The 20715-nt window shown below is 57.6% G+C and carries 16 protein-coding genes; 6 read left to right on the top strand and 10 right to left on the bottom strand.

All coding sequences use genetic code 11. The features are described from left to right. Window positions 1-5: 5 nt before the first annotated feature. Window positions 6-932, bottom strand: coding sequence for a sulfate ABC transporter permease subunit CysW (gene cysW / locus VG146_17110; GenBank protein HEV2394074.1), 927 nt, complete (start codon window positions 930-932; stop codon window positions 6-8). A 4-nt stretch (window positions 933-936) separates the two neighbouring features. Continuing rightward, window positions 937-1761: a sulfate ABC transporter permease subunit CysT gene (gene cysT, locus VG146_17115; GenBank protein HEV2394075.1), complete on the bottom strand. Its 825-nt coding sequence runs from the start codon at window positions 1759-1761 to the stop codon at window positions 937-939. 256 nt (window positions 1762-2017) lie between these two features. Between cysT and VG146_17120 the strand changes: the two genes are divergently transcribed. The 4 genes from VG146_17120 to VG146_17135 all read left to right on the top strand — a co-directional run bounded on the left by VG146_17120 (window position 2018) and on the right by VG146_17135 (window position 6931). Beyond that, the gene (locus tag VG146_17120) at window positions 2018-4132 is read left to right on the top strand and encodes a sodium/solute symporter (protein HEV2394076.1); all 2115 of its coding nucleotides are present in this window, start codon (window positions 2018-2020) and stop codon (window positions 4130-4132) included. Between the two features lie 5 nt (window positions 4133-4137). Then, a complete protein-coding gene (locus VG146_17125; GenBank protein HEV2394077.1) occupies window positions 4138-4416 on the top strand; it encodes a hypothetical protein in 279 nt (92 codons plus the stop codon). 181 nt (window positions 4417-4597) lie between these two features. Beyond that, window positions 4598-5317, top strand: coding sequence for a hypothetical protein (locus VG146_17130; GenBank protein ID HEV2394078.1), 720 nt, complete (start codon window positions 4598-4600; stop codon window positions 5315-5317). 57 nt (window positions 5318-5374) lie between these two features. Beyond that, window positions 5375-6931 carry a flippase activity-associated protein Agl23 gene (locus tag VG146_17135; protein ID HEV2394079.1) on the top strand — a complete coding sequence of 519 codons (1557 nt, stop codon included), beginning with the start codon at window positions 5375-5377 and terminating at the stop codon, window positions 6929-6931. 222 nt (window positions 6932-7153) lie between these two features. On the opposite strand, the gene VG146_17140 is transcribed toward VG146_17135, so the two are convergent. From VG146_17140 to VG146_17155, 4 genes are all read right to left on the bottom strand, one after another. Then, window positions 7154-9190, bottom strand: coding sequence for an ATP-binding protein (locus tag VG146_17140; protein ID HEV2394080.1), 2037 nt, complete (start codon window positions 9188-9190; stop codon window positions 7154-7156). A 292-nt stretch (window positions 9191-9482) separates the two neighbouring features. Beyond that, window positions 9483-10751: a hybrid sensor histidine kinase/response regulator gene (locus VG146_17145; protein HEV2394081.1), complete on the bottom strand. Its 1269-nt coding sequence runs from the start codon at window positions 10749-10751 to the stop codon at window positions 9483-9485. A gap of 223 nt (window positions 10752-10974) precedes the next feature. Next, window positions 10975-13608 (bottom strand): ATP-binding protein, encoded by a 2634-nt coding sequence (locus tag VG146_17150; GenBank protein ID HEV2394082.1) that lies wholly within the window; start codon window positions 13606-13608, stop codon window positions 10975-10977. Further along, window positions 13605-15041 carry a class I SAM-dependent methyltransferase gene (locus tag VG146_17155; GenBank protein ID HEV2394083.1) on the bottom strand — a complete coding sequence of 479 codons (1437 nt, stop codon included), beginning with the start codon at window positions 15039-15041 and terminating at the stop codon, window positions 13605-13607. The genes VG146_17150 and VG146_17155 overlap by 4 nt, the downstream gene beginning before the upstream one ends. A gap of 244 nt (window positions 15042-15285) precedes the next feature. Here VG146_17155 and VG146_17160 point away from each other — a divergent pair, with 244 nt between their 5' ends. After that, the gene (locus VG146_17160; protein ID HEV2394084.1) at window positions 15286-16515 is read left to right on the top strand and encodes an outer membrane protein transport protein; all 1230 of its coding nucleotides are present in this window, start codon (window positions 15286-15288) and stop codon (window positions 16513-16515) included. A 7-nt stretch (window positions 16516-16522) separates the two neighbouring features. On the opposite strand, the gene VG146_17165 is transcribed toward VG146_17160, so the two are convergent. From VG146_17165 to VG146_17175, 3 genes are all read right to left on the bottom strand, one after another. Further along, on the bottom strand, window positions 16523-16678 hold the full coding sequence (locus VG146_17165; protein HEV2394085.1) for a hypothetical protein: 156 nt from the start codon (window positions 16676-16678) through the stop codon (window positions 16523-16525). Window positions 16679-17046: 368 nt separating this feature from the next. Beyond that, window positions 17047-17433 (bottom strand): hypothetical protein, encoded by a 387-nt coding sequence (locus VG146_17170; protein ID HEV2394086.1) that lies wholly within the window; start codon window positions 17431-17433, stop codon window positions 17047-17049. A 309-nt stretch (window positions 17434-17742) separates the two neighbouring features. Beyond that, window positions 17743-18510, bottom strand: a complete 768-nt coding sequence (locus VG146_17175) for a hypothetical protein (GenBank protein ID HEV2394087.1) — start codon at window positions 18508-18510, stop codon at window positions 17743-17745. A gap of 64 nt (window positions 18511-18574) precedes the next feature. Between VG146_17175 and VG146_17180 the strand changes: the two genes are divergently transcribed. Beyond that, window positions 18575-19399 (top strand): lipid-binding SYLF domain-containing protein, encoded by an 825-nt coding sequence (locus tag VG146_17180; GenBank protein ID HEV2394088.1) that lies wholly within the window; start codon window positions 18575-18577, stop codon window positions 19397-19399. A gap of 235 nt (window positions 19400-19634) precedes the next feature. Here the strand turns inward: VG146_17180 and VG146_17185 are convergent, their stop codons facing one another. Continuing rightward, a complete protein-coding gene (locus tag VG146_17185) occupies window positions 19635-20516 on the bottom strand; it encodes a sugar phosphate isomerase/epimerase family protein (GenBank protein ID HEV2394089.1) in 882 nt (293 codons plus the stop codon). Window positions 20517-20715: the final 199 nt, after the last annotated feature.

Below are 20715 nucleotides of genomic sequence, written 5' to 3' on the forward strand. Positions count from 1 at the left end.
TGCGTTCATCTGCCTTCATCCACGGTTTTGTAAGGGTTAAAAACCCGGGCATCCACCAGGCCCCGGGCATGCTCGCGGGCCTGTTTCCATTCGAGAAAGGTCTTGATCGCCAATGTGAGCAAGGCAAGCAAGGCAAGCAAGCTGGCCACCGCAAAGGCGGCCGGGGCGTCGTACTCGTTGTAGAGCTTCTCGACGCGCAGGGGCATGGTGTCGGTAAGGCCGGTGATATGGCCTGAAACAACCGAGACGGCGCCGAACTCGCCCATGGCGCGCGCATTGCAAAGGATAATCCCATAGATGAGCCCCCATTTAACCGAGGGCAGCGTGACATGCCAGAAGGTTTGCCATCCGTTGGCGCCCAAGGTGAGGGCCGCCTGTTCCTGCTCGGCGCCGGTAGCCTGCATCACGGGAATCAACTCGCGCGCCACAAAGGGGAACGTAACGAAAACGGTGGCCAGCACCATGCCGGGGACCGCAAAGATGATCTTTATATCGTGGGAAGCGAGCCACGGACCGAAAAAGCCTTGCAACCCGAAGAGAACCACAAACATCAACCCCGCCACTACCGGTGAGACAGAGAAGGGCAGGTCGATAAGGGTGATGAGGAGCGATTTGCCACGGAATTGAAATTTGGCGATTGCCCATGCCGCTGCCAGCCCGAACAAGACGTTTAAGGGCACGCAGATGGCTGCTACTGTCAGGGTCAGCCGGATGGCTGACCACGAATCGGGCGATGTAAGGGACTGGCAATAATAGCTCCAGCCTTTGGCCAGGGCCTGGGCGAATACATTCACGAGCGGCAGGAGCAGGAATACAACTGAAAACGCCAGCGCGATGGCGATCAGAAGCCATTTGATGAAGGGCGGTTCATCGGCGCCCCGCTGCGAGGCGCGCGGTGGCGGTGTCAGCTTGGTTGTAACTGTTCCCGGCATGTGGTTAATGTTCGAAACGGCTCGCCCATTGTTCGAGCAGGTTGATAGCCGCCAGCAGCGCAAACGAGAAGACCATCAAAACGAACGCCAGAGCAATGGCGCCGTGATAATCGTACTCGTCCAGGCGCATGACAATGAGATAAGGCGCGATTTCGGTTTTGAAAGGGACGTTGCCGGAAATGAAAACAATCGAGCCGTATTCACCAACCGCGCGCGCAAAGGCAAGGGCGAATCCGGTTAGCAGGGGTGGCGCCAGAGAAGGGGCGATGATGCTGGCGAACGTGCGCAATCGGCTGGCCCCCAGAGTAGCGGCTGCCTCTTCGACGTCGCGTTCGAGGTTCTCGAGGACCGGCTGGAGTGTGCGCACCACGAATGGCATTCCCACAAACGTCAGCGCAATCACCACTCCTAGCGGAGTAAAGGCGCCTTTGATTCCAAGGGGCGCCAAATAGCGGCCAAGCCAGCCATTGGCCGCGAACAGATTCGCCAGCGTCAGTCCGGCTACCGCAGTCGGTAATGCGAATGGGAAATCAACCATCGCGTCGATAATGCGGCGGCCTGGGAATCTGTAGCGCACCAGGACCCAGGCAAGAAGCGTTCCGAAAAGGGCATTGGCGAGCGCCGCCAGGCCTGAGGCGCCAAAAGTGAGCCGGTAAGCCGCCAGGGCTCGCTCGGTGGTCGCCAGCCGCCAAAAATCGTGCCAAGACAACTCGCAAGCCCGAATTATCAGGCCCGCAAAAGGAATCAGGACGATGGCGCTGAGATAAAAGAGCGTAAAGCCGAAGGTCAGCCCGAAACCGGGGAGCGCATTGAATTTAGCTCGCGCCATGGAAGTTAGGATTTTAGCGAGAATTCCATTACTTGACTATTTGTTTGTAAAGGATGCATAGCTCATAAACTACACTATGTCAATCGGAATACTGTTAATAACCGGAATCCTGAGTAATCTTTGCGTTCTTTGCGTTCTCTCGCGGCTGATCGGGTTGGTTGCGGCTTGCCCGCGCTGCGAAATGCCAGGCTAAGGCCCCTAAACTCCGGGTATTGCCAATCTCCGCCGGACTGATAACAATCCGGGACTCAAAACAATGACCCCGATCACCCCGCTCTTCGGCGCGATCCCTCACGCGCACCTGCTCTCCCTGTCACCAATCGACCTTGTCATCATCGGCTTCTACTTCGCTGTCGTGCTGGGCATCGGATTTTACCTCAAGAAATTTGCGAACACGGGGGAAGATTTTTTTCTTGCGGGACGGAAGATGACGGCGTGGATAGCGGGCCTGAGCTTTATCTCGGCCAATTTGAGTTCGCTCGAGACGATGGGCTGGAGCGCGATGGCGTATCAGTATGGGATGTTGGGGGCCCACGCGTATCTCATTGGGGCTATCCCGGCCATCCTCTTTCTGGCAATCGTCATGATGCCTTTCTATTACATCTGCAAGACCCATTCGGTCCCCGGCTACCTGAAGCTGCGTTACGGGGAAGGTCCCCGCACTCTGGCTGGCATCTCCTTTGCAATCCTCACGGTCATGGTGAGCGGGGCAAGCATGTTTGCCATGGCCAAAATTCTAAATCTGCTTCTGGGCTGGAACATGCACGCCAGCATTTGGGCGTCGTCTTTCACCGTGCTGATTTACGTGACGCTTGGCGGGTTGCTCTCGGCGGTGTTCAATGAAGTCCTGCAGTATTTCCTCATCTGGGCGGGGGCGCTTCTCATACCGATTCTGGGCCTGATTGACGCCGGGGGCTGGCACAAGATGATGCAAACCATCCAACACAATGTGAAAGTCATTCATCCTACTGTTCAGAACGCCGATTTCACCAGCCTCTGGCGCAGCCTGGGTTCTTTCGACACCAACCCGATGGGCATCGACTGGTTTGGGATGGTCTTCGGTCTTGGGCTGGCGGTGAGCTTCGGCTATTGGTGCACCGATTTTCTCCAGGTCCAGCGCGTCATGGTCGCTAAGGACCTCCGTTCGGCCCAAAACGGCACGATTATCGGGGCTTTTCTAAAAATGCTGGTGCCGCTCATCGTCACGATTCCCGGCCTGCTCGGTTTGGCGGTGCTTCTCAACCCGGACGGCTCGCCGATGGTGCTTGTCCCCGAGAGCGACCCACGGGCTGGCATCACCCATCACACCTTCAACGATGTCATGCCCCTGCTGATGGGCCAATATCTCGGGCCTGGCCTGCTTGGGTTGGGTGTCACGGCCATGATTGCCGGTTTTATGTCCGGGATGGCCGGCAACATCAGCGCCTTCGCCACCGTGTGGACCTACGATGTCTATAAACCGCTCCTGAGAAAAAACGCCAATGATGCGCATTACCTGCGGATGGGCCGCTGGTGTTCGGCCATTGGCATTGTCATCTCGATCGGGACTGCTTACACCCTCTTTCTCTTTTCCAACATTCTCGAGTACTTGCAGGTGCTGGTGTTCTTTTTTATCGTCCCGCTTTTCGGCACCATTCTGCTGGGCATGCTGTGGAAACGGGCCACACCGGCTGGTGGCTTTTGGGGATTCCTCTCGGCTATCCTCGTCTCGATTGCCATGTGGGCCCACGTCCACACCTTTCCCGAGGGCTACCGGCCCCAGCCCAAAGCCACCTTAAGCCCCGGCGCTATGGTCACGCTCGTCAGATCACCTGAGGGCCAAATCTCACAAGTCATTGTCCAGAGCGGCAAGGTGGATTTCGTCAATGTACCCATCGGTGGCGAGAGTGTTGTCAAAAACTCGCCGCACACGATTCCGCCGCTCATCAAGAGAGCAGGTGGCGATGTGCCCGTCCAGGTCCTTGCTCCCGACGTCGTCCTTTCCGACTCGAAAGAAACATCGAAGTTCGGCGTGGAATCGGTGCCGCTGGTGATCGAGCCCGGAGTTGCTGTTCAAACCACGATGGTCTCGAGCACGTTTGTGCCTTCGGCCTTCAACCAGCAGCACGCAAAACTCATCGCCCGTTCTGAAAAGGCGAAGCCGATGGCCATTAACATGTATAGTTCGTGGTGGTCTTTTGTGGTGTGCGTCAGTGTCACCTTCCTGGTCAGCCTGGTGACCAAACCCAAACCTGAATCGGAGCTGAAAAACCTCGTCCTGGGGTTGACGACACTTCCGCCGGAACCGCCGAGCCCCTGGTATCGCAAGCCACTCTTTTGGGCCGCCATGGTGGCGCTGCTACTCATTGCCGTAAACATCATCTTCTGGTAACCGATATGCGAGATCACGAAAAGCAAATCCCCATTTGGTTCTTTATCGGTGTAATGCTCGCCCTGTACGGGTTTATCATCCTGGGGGCTGGCATCTACGGCTGGGTCCATCCCCCGCCTCCGGAGAAAATGGTTAAACTCTGGAATTACCATGCGGGAGTCTGGTGGGGCGCCTTGCTGTTTATCATCGGGCTGGTTTATGTGGTTAGGTTTTGGCCCTCCAAGGCAGAAACACTGACTGGGGAAGTTCTCCAACCGGATGCGGCAGCGAAGTCAAAATCCTAAGCCGTGTTTAAGCAACGCTTTGAGCGGCCACCAAGAGACCGCGAAAGGTTTTGCGGCTGCCACTGCCACTATGCAAGCGCGGTTGAGTCGAATATTTCCGTGGGAATCGTCGTCTTTCTTAAACAAAGGGGCTTGTCCCAGCCCGCGCTTTGAGTTTATGCTCGTAAAAATAGAGAACGTCATGACAATAGCATTCAGCAACATGCGGCGGTCCGTCCTGCTCTGCGGTTCGCTCCTCATCCTCGCATTAGCGCAGAGCGCCATGGCCGGCGATGATAGCAGCAACAAATCGGCCGGCTCAGGTCTGGTTCCACTCATCATCAGGCTGCCGGCGCCGGCTTTCAAAGGCACGCCCAAAGACATCCAGCTCAGCTCGTATGTCGAGCCGCTCTCGGATAAACCGCGCCCGCCGCTGATGGTGCCGCCCGGGCTCAAGAACATTGCCCCAACGGCCAAAATCACGTGCAGCGATAAGAATGCGCCTTCCGATGCCCTCGCCAAAATCACTGATGGTGATAAAGAAGCCTCCGAAGAGAGCATTATTTACCTGCGCAAAGGCACGCAATGGGTCCAGATGGATTTTGGTTCGCCGCAGGAAATCTTCGCGGTTGTAATATGGCATGCGCATAACTCGGCCAAGGTCTATCACGATGTGATTGTCCAGGTTGCTGACGACCAGGACTTCATCCAGAACGTGCGGACGCTTTTTAATAACGACCAGGATAACTCCTCCGGCCTGGGTGTGGGCACGGACCGCGAGTTTTTTGAAACCAACGAAGGCAAACTCATCAACACCAAAGGGGTCAAAGCGCGTTATATGCGCTTCTACTCCAGAGGCAGCACCGAAAGCGCTCTGAACGAATACACTGAGATTGAAGTTTACGGCCGCCCAGCCAGCTAAGCGGCCCACGCCTCTCTCACAAGGGCAAGCTGGGGCTGGCCGGGAATACTCATGCCCATGAGCCGGTCTGTTGCATTGGTGCTGCTACTTGCCTTGGCCGCTGCTCTGGGACTGCGCTGGGTGGCTCTGGACAGCCGGCCCATGCACAATGATGAGGCCGTCAACGCCATCAAGTTCGGCCAACTCTGGGATAGCGGACGCTACCGGTACGACCCAAATGAACATCACGGCCCAACGCTTTATTACGCTACGCTGGCCATGGGCCGCATCTCGCGCGGTCCGGATTTCAACCATTACACGGCGGAGCGGCTGCGCTGGGTGACGATTCTTTTTGGATTGGGTCTCATCCTGCTTCTGCCCTTTCTTCTTGATGGCCTTGGCCCAAGCAGCGTCGGGTGGGCTGCCGTTTTTACCGCGGTTTCGCCCGCTTTCGTTTTCTACAGCCGCTATTACATCCACGAAATGCTGTTGGTGTTCTTCACGTTTCTGGCGCTGGTTGCGGGCTGGCGCTATTGGCGGAGCCGCAGCCTGGTTTGGATGCTGATAGCAGGGGCGGCCCTGGGGCTCATGAGCGCGACAAAGGAAACCTTTGTGATCACCCTCGGGGCGGCGGCAGTGGCTGTTACGCTCAATCAGACCTGGAACCGCCTGATCGATGCCAGTGGGCGGCCTGTGACTGCCCCGCGCCTCAATCCCTGGCATGTGGTGACCGGGCTGGCGCTGTGGTTGGGAGTTGCGATGCTCTTTTTTTCCTCCTTCTTTACGAACGCGGCTGGGCCTCTGGATGCCCTCCGCACGTACCAACCATGGTTCCAGCGCGCCGCGGGCGACTCGCCCCACATTCATCCATGGTCTTTTTATCTGCATCGGCTGCTGTTTTTTCATGCGGCTAAAGGGCCGGTGTGGACCGAGGCGCTCGTGCTGGTCCTGGCCTGCGTCGCAGCCCTTGCGGGCTTCCGGCGCAGGAATCTGGCCAATGCCAATGCCAGCTTTATCCGGTTCCTGGCGCTCTACACTTTTATTCTGGGCGCCTTTTATAGCCTGCTGCCGTACAAAACGCCCTGGTGTCTTCTAAGCTTCTGGCATGGAGCGATCCTGCTGGCGGGGGTTGGGGCGGCGGGGCTCGTGTGCAGTCTTCCATCTGTAGGCGCAAAGGTGGGAATAGGCGCATTGTTGGTATTAGGGGCCGGTCACATGGCCTGGCAAAGCTGGCAGCAGGACACCACTTACGCTGCAGACCCACGCAACCCCTACGTTTATGCCCAAACCTCGACAGACCTTTTAAGCCTGGTCCGGCGCGTGGATGCCCTGGCTCAAGTCGACTCGCAAGGGCAGCGCATGCTTATCAAGGTGATGGTCCCGGGGGGTGATTATTGGCCGCTCCCCTGGTACTTGCGCAGCTTTGACCAAGTCGGCTGGTGGGACCGGGTGCCCGACGACCCCTTTGCTCCGGTGATGATTGTATCACCGCACTTCGATGGGCAGCTCGACCAGAATAAGGCCTATATCATGACCGGCATCTTTCAGTTGCGGCCTCAAGTCTTCCTGGAACTGTTTGTGCAGAAAGAGTTGTGGCAAGACTGGCTGGCCCACCGCCGGCCAGAAAAGGATTGAGACGAACGCACAAAAGGTTTTGTGATGAGCGAGCAACCAGTCCCGGGCTTGACCAAACCACTCGACAAAGTTTCCGACAAGGTTTCCGACAAAGGAATGCGAAAGGCGTCTGCGAAATGTCCAAAAATGTCCAAACTCCAGGCGCACCGATAGGTAGCAGTGCGGTTCACGCGGCTCAGCGCGCACGCCCCCCTACGCTCGACTTAAGTATTCCGCCCCAGCTTAGGCCTGGATTGCCAGGGTGGTCTCCATCGGCAGGGAGATGCGGACCACGCCTGACTGCCCGGATTGCGGGGGGAGAATCTCCAGCTTGCCGTGGTGGGTCTCGATAATCTTGCGTGTAACGGTCAGGCCCAGACCCAAGCCCACCGTGCGCGTGCTGAAGAATGGGGCTGGGGCTTTTTGGACCGCTTCGGGGCTAAAACCGCTTCCGTTGTCCTGGACGTCGATCTGCAGCGCGGAAGCGCCATGGCCGTTGGAGTCGGTGCGCAAATGAACGCCGATTTTGGGTTCGGCAGGGTTGGCCTGAAGGGCGTTGAGCATCACCTCGGCCAGCGCGTGCTTTAAAGCCGCCCTGTCGCCGTTGAGGATAATGGGTTTGTTGGCATTATCGTAGCGGAGTTGGGCCGACTTGGCAGGCTGGTACTTGCAGGCCTCCTGGTAGGCCTCTTCGATGAGGGGCGCCAAAGGAAATGCTTCCTGTGAAACGAGGCTGTCGCGGGCCAGGAACCGCATCTGGTTGATCAGGCGCGTGACGCGTTTTACCCCATCGGCCAGGGCCAGGTCCAGCGAGGTGCGGAACTCAGGGTCCTTCCACTTATCGGCCAATAATTGTTGGTGAGTCGAAAGGGGCACCATGGCATTGCCGATCTCATGGGTGAGGCGGTCTGCCATCGACTTTATCAAGCGCAGGTTGGCAGTCTCGACTTCGAGTTTGCGCAACTGCTCGCTTTGTGTCAGGTCCTCGGCCATCAACAAGGCGGAGGCGGGGAGGCCAGCTTGCTGGCGCTGGAAAGGGACGATATTGATGTGATAGACAGTGCCCCCGGCGCCCTGGGGCTCATATTTAAAGCCGGAGATGGCCGAGCCGGTTTTGAGGACCTGGTAAACCTTGGCGCCCAGGACCTGGGGCAGGTCGCTGAACTCGAGGTCGCTGCCCCGGCGGTCGGCTCTGGAGAAATACTTGCGCGCGGTTTTATTGGCATGGAGGATGGCCAGGTCGCGGCTGACGACGACGCAGGCGCTGCTGAGTTCGCGGAGAATCTCGGCCATCATTTCGTGATTGGCGGCCAATTGGTCGTGGAGCCAGATATTTTTGACGGCCAGGCCGAGTTGTTCGAGCAGGTGGAAAATGAGTTCGAGCTCGGAATTGACCAGCGGCTCGCCGGTGATGCGCCCGTCAAAGACAGCGACCCCCAGGAGAGTCTCGCGGTCCAGAATGGGGACCGCCACCTGAGCGCCCAGCAACTCAAATTCCTTCTGCGCCTCAGGGTCGGAGCGGGCTTCTTCGCCGAAACGGCGCAGGATGCGTCCCAGCCGGAAGAGTTGACCTCCAATGCCGCCTTCGAGTGAGAGTTCGAAATGTTCGAGTAATCCGGGGGAGAGCCCCAGGGCGCAAGCGGCGCGCAAGCGGCGCGTTTCAGCCGGGCTGCCTACTGCGAAGGAGCTGGAGGGCTGACGCAGGAAGATGGCGGCGCGATTGACGCTCATGATTTCGCGCAGGAGCAGCAGGAACTGCTTGAGCATTGCCTCTGCATTGAGCGAGTGGGTAAGGATGGCGGAGAAATCGCGCAGAATGGTCAAGGTATGCGGGGCGCCGTAGAACAGGGAGGTGTCGGAAGTTTTCGGAGCTTCGGCGGGGGGCGATGGCCCGCGAGCCAAGGCGGGCCTCTCGGGGGTTGGAGCGGGCCAGAGCCGCTCGAGGAGCGCCGAGAGCATTCGGGCGCGCACCGGTTTTTTGAGGATATGGGCCACTCCTTGCAAGTAGGCCTCTTCCTCCCATTCCCATTGGCTGGCGCCGGTAAAGACCAGCAGGGGGCATTTGGGGGCGCGGCGGCGGAGCTTTTCCATGGGCCAGATGCCCTGGACACTGGTCAGTTCAACATCCAAGAGGCAGGCGTCACCCAGGCCGTGGACCAACAACGGCTCGGCCTCATCGAGGGTTGCGCGATGAATGACCCGGTAGCGTTCAGCATCCACTGCTGCGCGGACCGTTTCAGCGAAATCGGGATGGCCGGAGACGACCAGGAGAGTTCTCATAGTGCAAGGCCCTGCTGCCCGGGTGGGGGCGAAGCGCAGTTGAGGTAATTGGCCAGAGGCACCATAGCCACAGTAAGGGGCATCCGCATCCCTGAGGCAATCTTTAGATTGCGGGCTGGAAGCGAGGTGCTGCCGGGTCGGGTCATTGTGCTCTGATCATCCATAGCGCCTGGTTTTCGTCAGACTTAACGTTGCGTGCCTTTGTAGCAGCGGCCCTGCTCCTATTCAACAACGGAGAATACTGACGGCCACTCTCGGACGAGGAGCGGACGGTTGTAAGGAAAACCCGAAGCTACTCGGAGGAGATGAGATTTTCCCAAAGTTTATCGTTGAGGAGGGCTTTTTGGAGGAAATCGGTGTCGCTCTGGGGGATGGGGGGAACATGGCTGGGGCTGAGGGGCAGGCGCAGAGTGAAGGTGGTGCCCTGGCCGGGTTCGCTGTGGGCGTCGATGCGTCCGCCGTGGTGATGAACGATGAAGTAGCAGGCCATCAGATGAATGCCATATTCCATGGGGCTGTCGGTGCGGACCACAAAGGGATCGAAGACCAGGCGGAGGGCTTCTTTTGGCAAGCCGGGTCCGTTATCGCTGACACGGACCTGGATTTGTTGCTTATCGGGAAGATGGCCATTGAGCAGTTCGGCGGAGATGGTGACGCGCGCGCCGGGAGGCAAACTGGCCAGCTCATCTTTAAAGAGCAACTCAAACAATCGATAAAACTTAGGCTTATCGACACTCAGCATGGGGAGGGAGTCGGAGAGGTGGTTTTCAATGGTGATCTTCTTGGAGGCGAATTCGTCCTTCAATTGTTCGAGGATTTGGGCCACCACGGCATGGAGGCGCACTTGATCGCCGAACTCGAATTTGGGCTGTTCGGAAGCAGACCAGAGGTCTTTGAGCATGTTGTTTATTTTTTCGATCTGGCCCTGGACGTTCTGGTAGTAATCCTTCCAGAAATCGGGGTTGCGCAGGCCCTCCATATCGAGCTTTTCCTCCTCCATTTTGGCTGGGGCGAGGTCGAGGAAGGTTTTGACGGCGACGAGGGCGTTGCGGATGTGATGGCTCAGGCCGGCGGCCAGGAGGCCCAGACTGACAATCCGGTCGGCGATCATCATATTGTGGAGGACGGAGAGTTTTTCGCGCAGCAACTGGTCTCGCTCGCGCTGGACCAGGAAGAACTCGAGGCCGCGTTTGAGGGTGGTTTCGAGTTGAGGGGGGTCCCAGGGTTTGGTGACGTATTTGTAAATGGCGCCGGTATTGACAGCGGCGATGGCGGCGTCCATGTCGGCATAAGCGGTCGCGAGGATGCGGATGATGCGTGGTTCAAGCTGGCGTGCTCGTTCGAGGAGCCAGACGCCCTTTTCGCCCGGCATGCGCTGGTCGGTCATGAGCAGGCCGATGTCTGCGTGGTGTTGTTCGAGGATTTTAAGACCGTCCTGGGCGCTGGTGGCGGTGAACATGCGGAACTGGTCCTCGAAGGCGCGGACAAAGTTCTTGAGCGATTTCTCCTCGTCATCGACGTAGAGAATCGCAAATTTTTTGTAGTCGTAAAGGTTGTCCATAAGGAGTGGGTTTTAGTGGGATGGATTACACACAGAGGGACCCCTCTGCGCTTCGGAAGGGGGTATCTGTTTAGCCCGCTCGCGCCGGCGCTTGGTAGCGCAGGTTCTAACCCTTGTCATTACCCACGTTTTTGGGATTGTGGCGCATGTCCCAGACTGCTCCGTACAGATGCGCTTAGTCATGCTTAGGTCGAAATTCAATTTGGCTTTGATCGATCTCATGTCATCCTTTGATGGGAAACTCCAGTCTAAACTCTGAAAACTTCCCGGGTTCTGTTCGAACGTTAATCCGGCCGCCGGATTCCTGGACAATCCGGTAGCAGATGGCCAAGCCGAGGCCCATGCCCTGGCCGACATCTTTGGTGGTGTAGAAGGGGTCGAAAATCTTGTCGAGATGCTTGGCGTCGATACCGGTCCCGTTATCGCGGACCACGAGGATGCTCTTACCGGGTTCAAGCAGGCCCTCGATCCAAATGGCAGGCTGCTCGTCTGCAAACTGCTTGCCTTTGAGGGCATCGAGGGAGTTTTGGAGCAGGTTCACCAGAACGTGGGTGAGCTTATTCTGGTTGGTGCAAATCCTATGGCCTGGCGGAAGGTTTTGGTGAATCTGGACCTTGTTGCGCCATTCGTTGCTCAAGAAGCGCAAGGAGGCGCGCACCACCTCGGCTACATCCACCTGGTCCTGGCTCTCGGTTTCGGGATGAGAAAAAGTGCGCAGGTCCGAGACGATATTCTTGACGCGCTTGATGCCTTCCTCGACGTCTTTGAGCACTTCTTCGTATTCTGGCCGCTGTTCGGGGGCGAGGTATTTGCCTTTGTTGCGCAGGGTGAAGAGTCCCGTTGTGGCAAAGTTGAGCGGGTTATTGATCTCATGGATAATGCCGGCGCTCATGCGGCCAAGGGAAGCCAGTTTTTCGGTTTGGACGAGTTGTGTTTCGGTGTCTTTGAGCTGCTCGATGGTGGTTTCGAGGACCTGGTTCTGCTTGGAGAGCTTGCGCTGGTATTGATAGGATTCAACGAGGTTCTTGATGCGCACGTGAAGCTCGGTTGTCGAGAAGGGCTTGGCCAGGAAATCACTGGCGCCTGCCGAGAGGGCGGCCAGCTTGGTTTCCTCATCCGCCCGGGCCGTGAGAAGGACAATCGGGATGCTTTGGGTTGAGGTATGCTCGCGGATTTCGCGGCAAGCCTGCAATCCATCTTTCTCGGGCATCATCATGTCCAGCAGGATAATGTCTGGAAGGAACTGGCAGGCCTTCTCGACCGCCTGCTGGCCATCGACCGCTTCAAGCACATGGTAGTGGGAGCTCAACTGCGATTTGAGGAACCGGAGCATGTCGGGCTCGTCGTCTGCCACCAGGAGGGTCTGCTCATGACCGTTGCGGGCAAGCTCGATGGGTCGCAAGGAGGAGTTGACTGAGGTCAAGGCTGGGAACAGCTCCGCCCGTCTGTAGAGATTGGCCAGCCACTCCTCGGATGCCACTGTGCTGGCCTTTTCGGATGGCTGATCCTCGTCCACCGAATCCTCATCGGCGCCTGCCTTCTTAACCTCATCCGCTTTCTCGTATGGGAGGCTCACCGTAAAGGTTGTGCCTTTGCCTTCCTGGCTTTGGACGGAGACGGCGCCGCCCTGGATTTCGGCCAACTCTTTTACCAGGGCCAGGCCGATACCTGCGCCTTGAAATTTGCGCTTCGAGGAGCTGTCCGCCTGCCAAAAGCGATCGAACACATGAGGGAGGTTCTTTTGCGAGATTCCCATGCCGGTGTCCGCCACGGTGAGAACCAACTTCGAGTCCTGTCTTTCAGCCTTCAGCTCGACCCTCCCGCCAGAGGATGTGAATTTCAAGGCGTTGAACAAGAGGTTTAACACGATCTTTTCGAGCTTGTCACGGTCGGCCAGGACGACCCCCAGAACCTGATCGGCCTGTGTTTCCAGGCCAATGCGCTTATCATCGGCCACTTGGCGCGCCGCGCTAGCGAGGCCCTTGATTAGTTCGCTGATTTGCACCGGTTCCTTTTTAATTTCGATCCGGCCAGATTCCAGCCGAACCAAATCCAACAGGTCATTAATGAGCTTGAGCAGCCGCATGCCGTTGGAATGCATGGTGGCCAGCAGGTCTTTGGTTTGGGCATCCAGGTTGAAGCGCTGCAGCATTTTTTCCAGGGGGGCAATGAGCAATGTCAAGGGCGTGCGCAGCTCGTGGCTGATATTGGCGAAAAAGCGGCTTTTAATCTGATCCAATTCCATCAGCTTGCGATTGGTCTCTTCCATGGCGCGCCGGCTTTTGTCGAGTTCCCATCGCAGTGTGAATTCCTGAAAGCGTTGGCGGGCGTTGCTCACGCTGCCCATCACAACGAACGCGGCGGTGAGAAACAGGAAGGTGGTGTTGTTGAGGATGTACTTGACCGGTTGTTGAACTGGCCGGGCAAAGGAAACCAGCACGTACATGGCCAGCACAAAGATGGTGATGAAGAAATTCTGTCTGTAAGTCCATGGTGAAATCAAACCCATAGCCAGAAGGATGATGTTCAAGCCGGCGTAATAGGGCGAGAGCGGATCGGGGAGCGTATAGATCATCCAAAGAATCATCATCAACGGCCCCATAAACCAGGTAACCCCAAAGATTCGGCGGTGGCAGGGCCGCGGGCTCTTGAACCATGCCCACACCAGCAGCGTCACAATGCCGCAGAGCACGCGCAGCTTGAAGAAGGCCCACATTTTGTCCGGGTACATGTAGTAGTCCATGACCGAGCAAGACAAGTTGAGCGGAATCGAAACGATTGAGCCAAAGACCGCGTTGCGGATGTAATCGCGCTGATTTTGCTCCCAGTAGGCCCTTTGGATCTCTGGAGCGCTCATAAAGGCTTGCGGACTTCCAGGAAAATATTTGTTCCGGTCGGCTCGGCCACCACTTTGCACTGGTTGGGTGAGACCTGCTCCGGAGCCAAAGCAGCGAGTTGCCTGGCATCGCGATAAATCAGAAACCATTCCAGAAAGTGCTCGATGAAGTTTCTGACGGGCATGTTTGGGGCAAAGTTGCCCACGGTCAACAACCCGCCTGGACGCAAGTGGTCGTAGAGGTACGTATTGACGGCTTTGACAACACGATCATTGAGGTAGTCGTAGAGGCCAGAGCAATAAATCAGGTCATAGCCCTCCTCGCCCGCAACCGGTTTGCCGTTGGCTTTCAACATTTGGTGGACCGATTTCTTGACCAGGGCTACTGAAGTCTTGAGATGATGTCTCTTTTTGACATGCTCCATTCGGGCGCCGGCATATCCCAAGGTTTCCGAATCAAAATCCAACAGATGAAACTCCGCGCAATCGGCCAGCGGATGTCCAGAGAGAAAATTCTCCACCTCTCGGGCGGGGCCGCAGGCGATATTGTAAATCCTTGCTGTTCGTCCGAGTCTCGCAATCCGGCAGGTTTCCTCAGTGATCTTGCCGCAGAGATAATCGGCGCGGTTTCTCACCGCCTGCGGTCCAATCTGATCGAGCAAATAGGCGTTGGTTAGTTTAGCGTAAAGCGAGTTTCCCTCCAGACCGTTGCGAAAAATCATGTTCATCATTTCGTAATCACCTGCGTAGCCCAGTGGCTTAGCGTACGTGCGGTGAATGAAGGGGGCGCACAGCAAGTGAGGGTGGAGTTGACGCTGGCCAAAAGCGCGATGGGCCGCCTGGAAATCGGGTTCGATCCTGGCGCATATCGCCTCAAAACGCTCAAAGATGTTGCCCAGGGTAGAAGCCACCTGGCTTCGCAACCCATGCGCGATGTCCGACTCAATTCTGGTCCGGTCCATAGACGCGGAGGCTTGGAGAGTCAGTTCCACCTGTTCGAGCCATAAACGCAAGCTGGATAGAAATGTTTGGAGATCGGCGATGACGACCTTGTAATCATGATTTAGCCGATAAAACTTTTGCCAGCACTTCAGGAACTCCCCGAAGCCATTTAAATAAATCTCCTCCGGGTCGTGGAGCGCAAGGGAGCCCCACCCTGGCAGCGGTGTAGGCAGAGCTGCTTCGCATGCTGTGGCCGTGCCGGTATTGACCAGGCTGCTGACGACCGCTTTGCCACTGTAAACCGGGCGCTTGCCAGCAAGTATTTCGAAGTCATTTAACACCTCCGATACTCTGAGAACAATTCCCGGACCGTACATCTCGAACGAGACGGAGTGGGGTGTAAGGCGCGCGACAGTTGCCTGGCCTTCGATGCCACTGCTGGTCTTGAAAGTCACCGCACTGGCCAGGGGTATCGATGTCGTCGCCATCGGCAGATCGGAGATTTCTTGCATGCGTGCAACCATTTGCGCAATAACCGTGCCTAAATCAGGCCGAAACCTGAGCCATCCAGATTCGTTGGTGTATAGGAAACCAAAAGTCTCCCGCTGATCCAAGCTCCAATGACGCGCGGCCACGGTACGCCCCCATGGGCAACACAGTTGGTGCGGTAGTTGCTCTTGTAGCAGAATCATCGCCCGCGCAGCCTTTCTGCGGGTTGGTTTCAGGACACTGTAATCTAAATAAAAGACATAAATTATGGCAAATACACCGAAGTTCGCGCGGATTCGGCTTAGCCATGCGCGATTAAATCAACTGTTTGTGGTTTTGGTCCTGGGCCTGAGTCAATGGCCGAGGGAGTGTTTGGCGATCGGTTCGCGGATCCCCAACCAGGATGCCGAGGCGATTGGGCGTGGCAACGCATTCGTTGCCACAGCGGATGATCCTGCGGCCATCTATTATAACCCGGCCGGAATCACCCAACTGGACGGCCAGAACGTCCAAGTGGGATCGCTCTTTTACCTCGGCATCGATGCGGATTACAAATCGCCCTCGGGGCAGGTCACGCAGAATAAACGAAACATCATTCCCGTACCGCAACTGGATTATGCTTTTACGCCCAAGGGCCAGCCGTTTTCCTTCGGATTGGGGGTTTACGCCCCGTTCGGGTTGGGAATGGAATGGCCGGATAGCGCGCCGTTCCGCAGCGCGGGGCTCAAGGCCGATCTGACCTACCTGACCATCAATCCGGTTGTTGCTTGGCGCCCACTCTCCACGCTCTCTATCGCGGTGGGCCCGACGTTCAATTATTCGCAGGCGGAATTGGACCAGGGCATCCTGGTGTCTCCCTACCAGCTTAAGTTCAAAGGCCGGGATTGGGCTTACGGTTTCAATGCCGGTATTTTGTGGCAACCGCATGCCATGTGGTCGTTCGGCGCAAAATACTTTAGCGCGACCACCATGGATTATAACGGAACCGCCTCTTTCAATCCGGCGTCCCCTTTCCTGCCCCCGCCCGCATCGACCAAAACTCACCTTGATTTCCCTCAGATGGTTAGCGGTGGAGTTTCTTTCCGCCCAACGACCAATTGGAATTTCGAGGTGGATATCGATTGGACAGATTGGGACAGAGTCAAGAGCGCGGTCATCGATGGGGTTGGCGCTCTGCCGTTGAATTGGCAGTCCAGTTTCTTCTATGAATTTGGCGTCACGCGCCAGCTTGGATGCGGTTATTACGTCAGCGCAGGTTATTTTTACAGTGAAGCCTCCACCCCGGACCAGTATTATACGCCTCTGGTGCCGGACACGAACCTGCATGTCGGCAGCCTTGGAGTTGGGCATCGCGGGCAGCATTTCGATTGGGCTTTGGCGGGCCAGATCATCGGCGGAGCGTACCGCAACGTGCAAGGATCGGTGAACCCATCCGTCAACGGCAGCTATCGCCTTTTTACCCCAACGGTCTCCTTTAGTGTCGGTTATCATTTTTAATCCTGCGTCACGCCGGTAGGCTCGGGTGGCCTGTCCCCGAAAACCGTGTCGAGCGCGCTTCCAACTCGGGGGCAAAGCCGTCCCTGCCCCGCCGCGAGTCTGACTCGCGAATCATGCTCATGTCCAGATGTGGCCGCAACGTGAGCAGACGCTTCTTGTTCATTTCGAGATGCCGCGGTTTGCTCCAACGTACCCCAATAGCCGATAGCAAATGGCCGAGCGCAAATTAAGGCGGGGTAATGCGGAGAAGAGGCGGGAGGGTCAATTATGGGTGAAATGGTCATGTATTTGCGGGCCGGGGATTTTTTGGTTGGACCAGGGTTGACCAGGGTTGACTTTCATTGACTTTGAAAGGGGCATGGGCGACCAGGGGTTTGGGGGGGCGGGTGCGTTCGAGGGGGTGGGAAATAAGCAGATGGCAAATAGCGATAGCCAATCGCCAATCGCCGAGCGCAAATGGGCGAGAGCAGTGACGGATGGTGAGGAGATTTGAATTGGGGGCATCGTTGTGCCGTGTGGGATTGGATGTGGTTAGATGTAGGCGAGGGGATCGGGGTCGGGGAGGTCCTCGACGGGTTTGGAGATGCCCAGGAGTTGCTGGTCGATGAGGTGGACGACTTTGCGGCGCTCTTTTTCCGGGTCGCGATGGGGGTAAAGTTTGGAGTTGATGTCGGGGCGTTTGGTCCAGGCCCAGAAGAGCTGGTCGAGCTCTTGCTGGGATTTGGATTGGGTGATGGAAAGGCGCTGTTGTTCGAGGGTGAGGCGGCGGGAGACGAGTTCGCCGCGTCTAAGGGCGACGACGCCGGTGAGGAACTCGTGGATTTGGCGGAGTTCGGCATTGGGGTCGTGGGCGACGGGGGAATCCTGGGCAAGAGCGGCAAGACCCAGAAGGAGGTAATGGACGAGGTTATCGAGCATCGGGCCGGATTCGTGCTGGGCGGGCGAGGCAGGTCCGGGCCGGCATCGGAGAGAAATTCCAAGGCGGCCTGGCGCATTTGCCAGCGAGGGAGAGATTTTTTGCAATACTTGGAGAGGTTTTGTTTGGTAATGGGCCGTCCATCGAACTGGGTTTTGAGGATGGCCTGAACCTTGGGCAGGGCATTGATCCATTTGAGGATTTGGGCGCCGGAGGCGCCGTCATTGAGGCGGTGGTTGAGCTGGTCGCGGATTTGGTGAGGGAGGCGGAGGAGTTTGCCGGGCATAGGATTGGGGATGGTGGCGCGATTACTAACAGACATAGGCCCAGGGTTCCTCTTTTTGGTTGGCGTGGGTGTGGGATGCGAGGGCGGCGGCCCAGGCGATGTCGCAGTGGCTGGCAGGGTTAAAGGTGTTGCGGCCTTCGGTGAAAATCCATTTTGTGCCGGTGTAACTTTTGCGAAGGGCGAAGAAATCGGCGGCGATGTCTTGCTCGCTGCGGGGGAAGCGTTTTTCAGCGGTGGAGAGCTGGTTCATGAGAGCGAAGCCGAGGTCGTGTTTTTTGGAGGCGAGGTTGACCTTGAGGAATCGGCTGGAGAATTGGGAAGCGGCTTCCCAGCAAATTTGGCGGCCAAGGCCGGACTCATCTCCTGCGGCGCGGAGACGAGGCAAGCGGCGGAGGAGGTAGAAGAGAACGGTTTTGAGGAAATGCCAGTCTTCGGTGCGGGCGGTGATTAGAGCGCGGAGAGAGAGTTGGGAGGCTTCGGGAGCATCGATATAGAAAGCGGCGAGGTCGCCCTGGCCGGAGGCGGCGACATCGAAACCGAGACGGAACTCGGCGGAGCGATTGGGGGAACTCAAGGGACTCGTCCCTCCGAGGAGGGCTGGGAACTTTTGGTGGAGGAACAGTTGGATTTTTTCTTCGCGGTCATCGGCAGAACGGGGATTAAACTGGCCGAAGAGGCGGAGGACGTCCTGGGCTTCGAGGTGGACGCGGTCGATGGGGTAATCGGAGCGGCAGCGTTCGATGGCGGACCATTGGACGATGGCGTTGGTTTGGGCGCCGAGTGGGTTGCACATGTAGGCCTGCTCGAAGGTTTCGTCGGAGCCGGAGCGAGCGCGGCAATCGTCGAGGAACTGTTCGATGGTGAAATGGGCGCCCTACCGGCACGGCACCGCTACGCGGCGCGACTTTGTCCACTGGCCGGGCGCAAAGTCCGAGAGCAGCTTTGCTGCCAGTCTGAGCCATGGGGAATGGCTTGTTGCCAGGGCTTTGGCATTGATGCATGATGCGGTCATGAAAGTTCTCTTTTTGAGCATTTTTCTGCTCGGTCTGGCTTTGCCGGCGGCGGGTTTAGAGAGGGCAGATTTGGATTACCGCATACGGAAGTTGACGGTGAAGTTGGAGGCGATGCAAGCCAAGGCGGATAGGAGCATCCCGGCGCCGATGCTGCGGGCGGCCCAGGGGATCGTTCTGCTGGACCGGACGAAGGCGGGTTTTATTTTCGCGTACCAGGGCGGCAGCGGCATTGCGATGGTGCGCAATCCCCGGAACGGGCAGTGGGGACCGCCGGCGTTTTTGAAGGCTAACGAGGCGAGCCTGGGTTTCCAGATAGGGGGGCAGCAGTCGTTTGTGGTGCTGCTGTTGATGAACACGAATGCGGTGCAGTTGCTGGCGCAGGGAACGGTCAAGGTCAGCGGGGAAGCGGCCGGGACGGCCGGGGATATCAGCCGCGGCACGGAAGCGGGGGTGTCCTCGCTTGAGCCGCTGATTCGGGTCTATACGGACAAGGAAGGGCTCTATGGGGGCGCGGCGGTGAAGGGGGATTTGCTTGCGCCGGACATCGATGCGAATCTGGTGTACTACGACCAGAGCCTGACGTTGCCGGAAATACTTTTCAGCCGAAAGCTCAAGGTGAGCGAAGCGACTGCGGAATTGGCGGGGAAGCTGGGGCAGATGTCGCGGTGAGGGCCATTGCTAAGAAGCGAATGAACGAATGAACTGCAAATGAACCATTCCTCACAACAGATTCTCGACCAATGTAATTCGGTACTTCATCGATTTAAAGTTACCAATCAAAGGCCGTGTAATGCCTCAGTGACTCGGGGCTGCCGGCTGAAGCCGGCGTTCCGGACGCGCGGAACGCCGCCTTTAGGCGGCAGCGCCCGGCGTCACTAACCGATTACAAGGCCGTTCTTCAAGCTCAGGATTCGCTGAAGGTCCGGCGCATGAAGCGGCAGTTGGCCTGGTAGCTTTGCAGGATGGGTTTGCCGGGAGGGACGGCCCCTTCGATTTGAATCCAACCCGCATACTGGATGTCGTCCATGGCGACGCGCGCCTTTTTGAAATCGACTTTGCCCTGGCCAAGCAGGGCGCCATTTTCTTTGGCGTGAAATTCGCAAATGCGGTGGCCGAGCTGGCGGATTTCTCGGTAGATGTCGTAGCCCATATCGTTGGAGTTGCAGAGGTCGTAATAGACTTTGACGGCGGGTGACCCGACGCGGTCGAGAATCTCGATGTGCTGGTCGGCGCTGAGCCAGCTTTCGATGCCCAGGGCGACGCCGGCCTTCTCGGCTTTGGGGGCGACCGCTTTGAGCCGGCGCACGACTTCGTCTGTGCCGGCTTTATCACCGCGCAAATCGTCATTGCTGAAGAAGGCGAGCAAGACGACGCGCAGTCCGAGGGCCTGGCAGACATCGATGCTGTCGCTGACCCATTGGATGGTGCGCGGGTCGCTCTTGAAAGGGATTTCGTTGAGTTCGCCGATGGCCAGTGAGGCGATGTGGAGGCCGGCGTCTTTGGCGGCGTCTTTATACTGCTGTTGCACCTTGGGCAGGCGCAGGCGCATCCCGTTTGCGGCGGTGGCCAGGCTCACCTGGACGCCGTCCAGGCCGATTTGGCGGGCGAGGTCGAATGCCGTGGGGTCGCCCATTTTGCCGATAGACCAATCGCAAGCGCCAATTTTGAAGCGGCGCTGAGCGGGGTCGGCGAGCAACGGGGCGAGGTTGGGGGTTAAAGCGGCGCCCGCTGCGGCGAGGGCGGTTCGGCGGAGCATCGAGCGGCGAGAGAGAGGAGAGGCAAGCATTTGAAATCGAAGCTAATGGGGCGGCATTGGAGCGGCAACAAGAAAGAGGTTTTAGTGGGAGAGGGAGAACCATTGGCCACATTAAGGTGTAGTTCATGTTGGGGGACTGCTGGGGGCGGGGTCATTGGGCATCGAGCATTGAGCATTTTGGATTCTTCATTGTAAGACTTGGCGTGCCTGGCTTGTCGGTCGCCAAAGG

Source organism: Verrucomicrobiia bacterium, from assembly GCA_035946615.1.
In the GTDB taxonomy this organism is placed as follows: Bacteria; Verrucomicrobiota; Verrucomicrobiia; order Limisphaerales; family UBA8199; genus DASYZB01.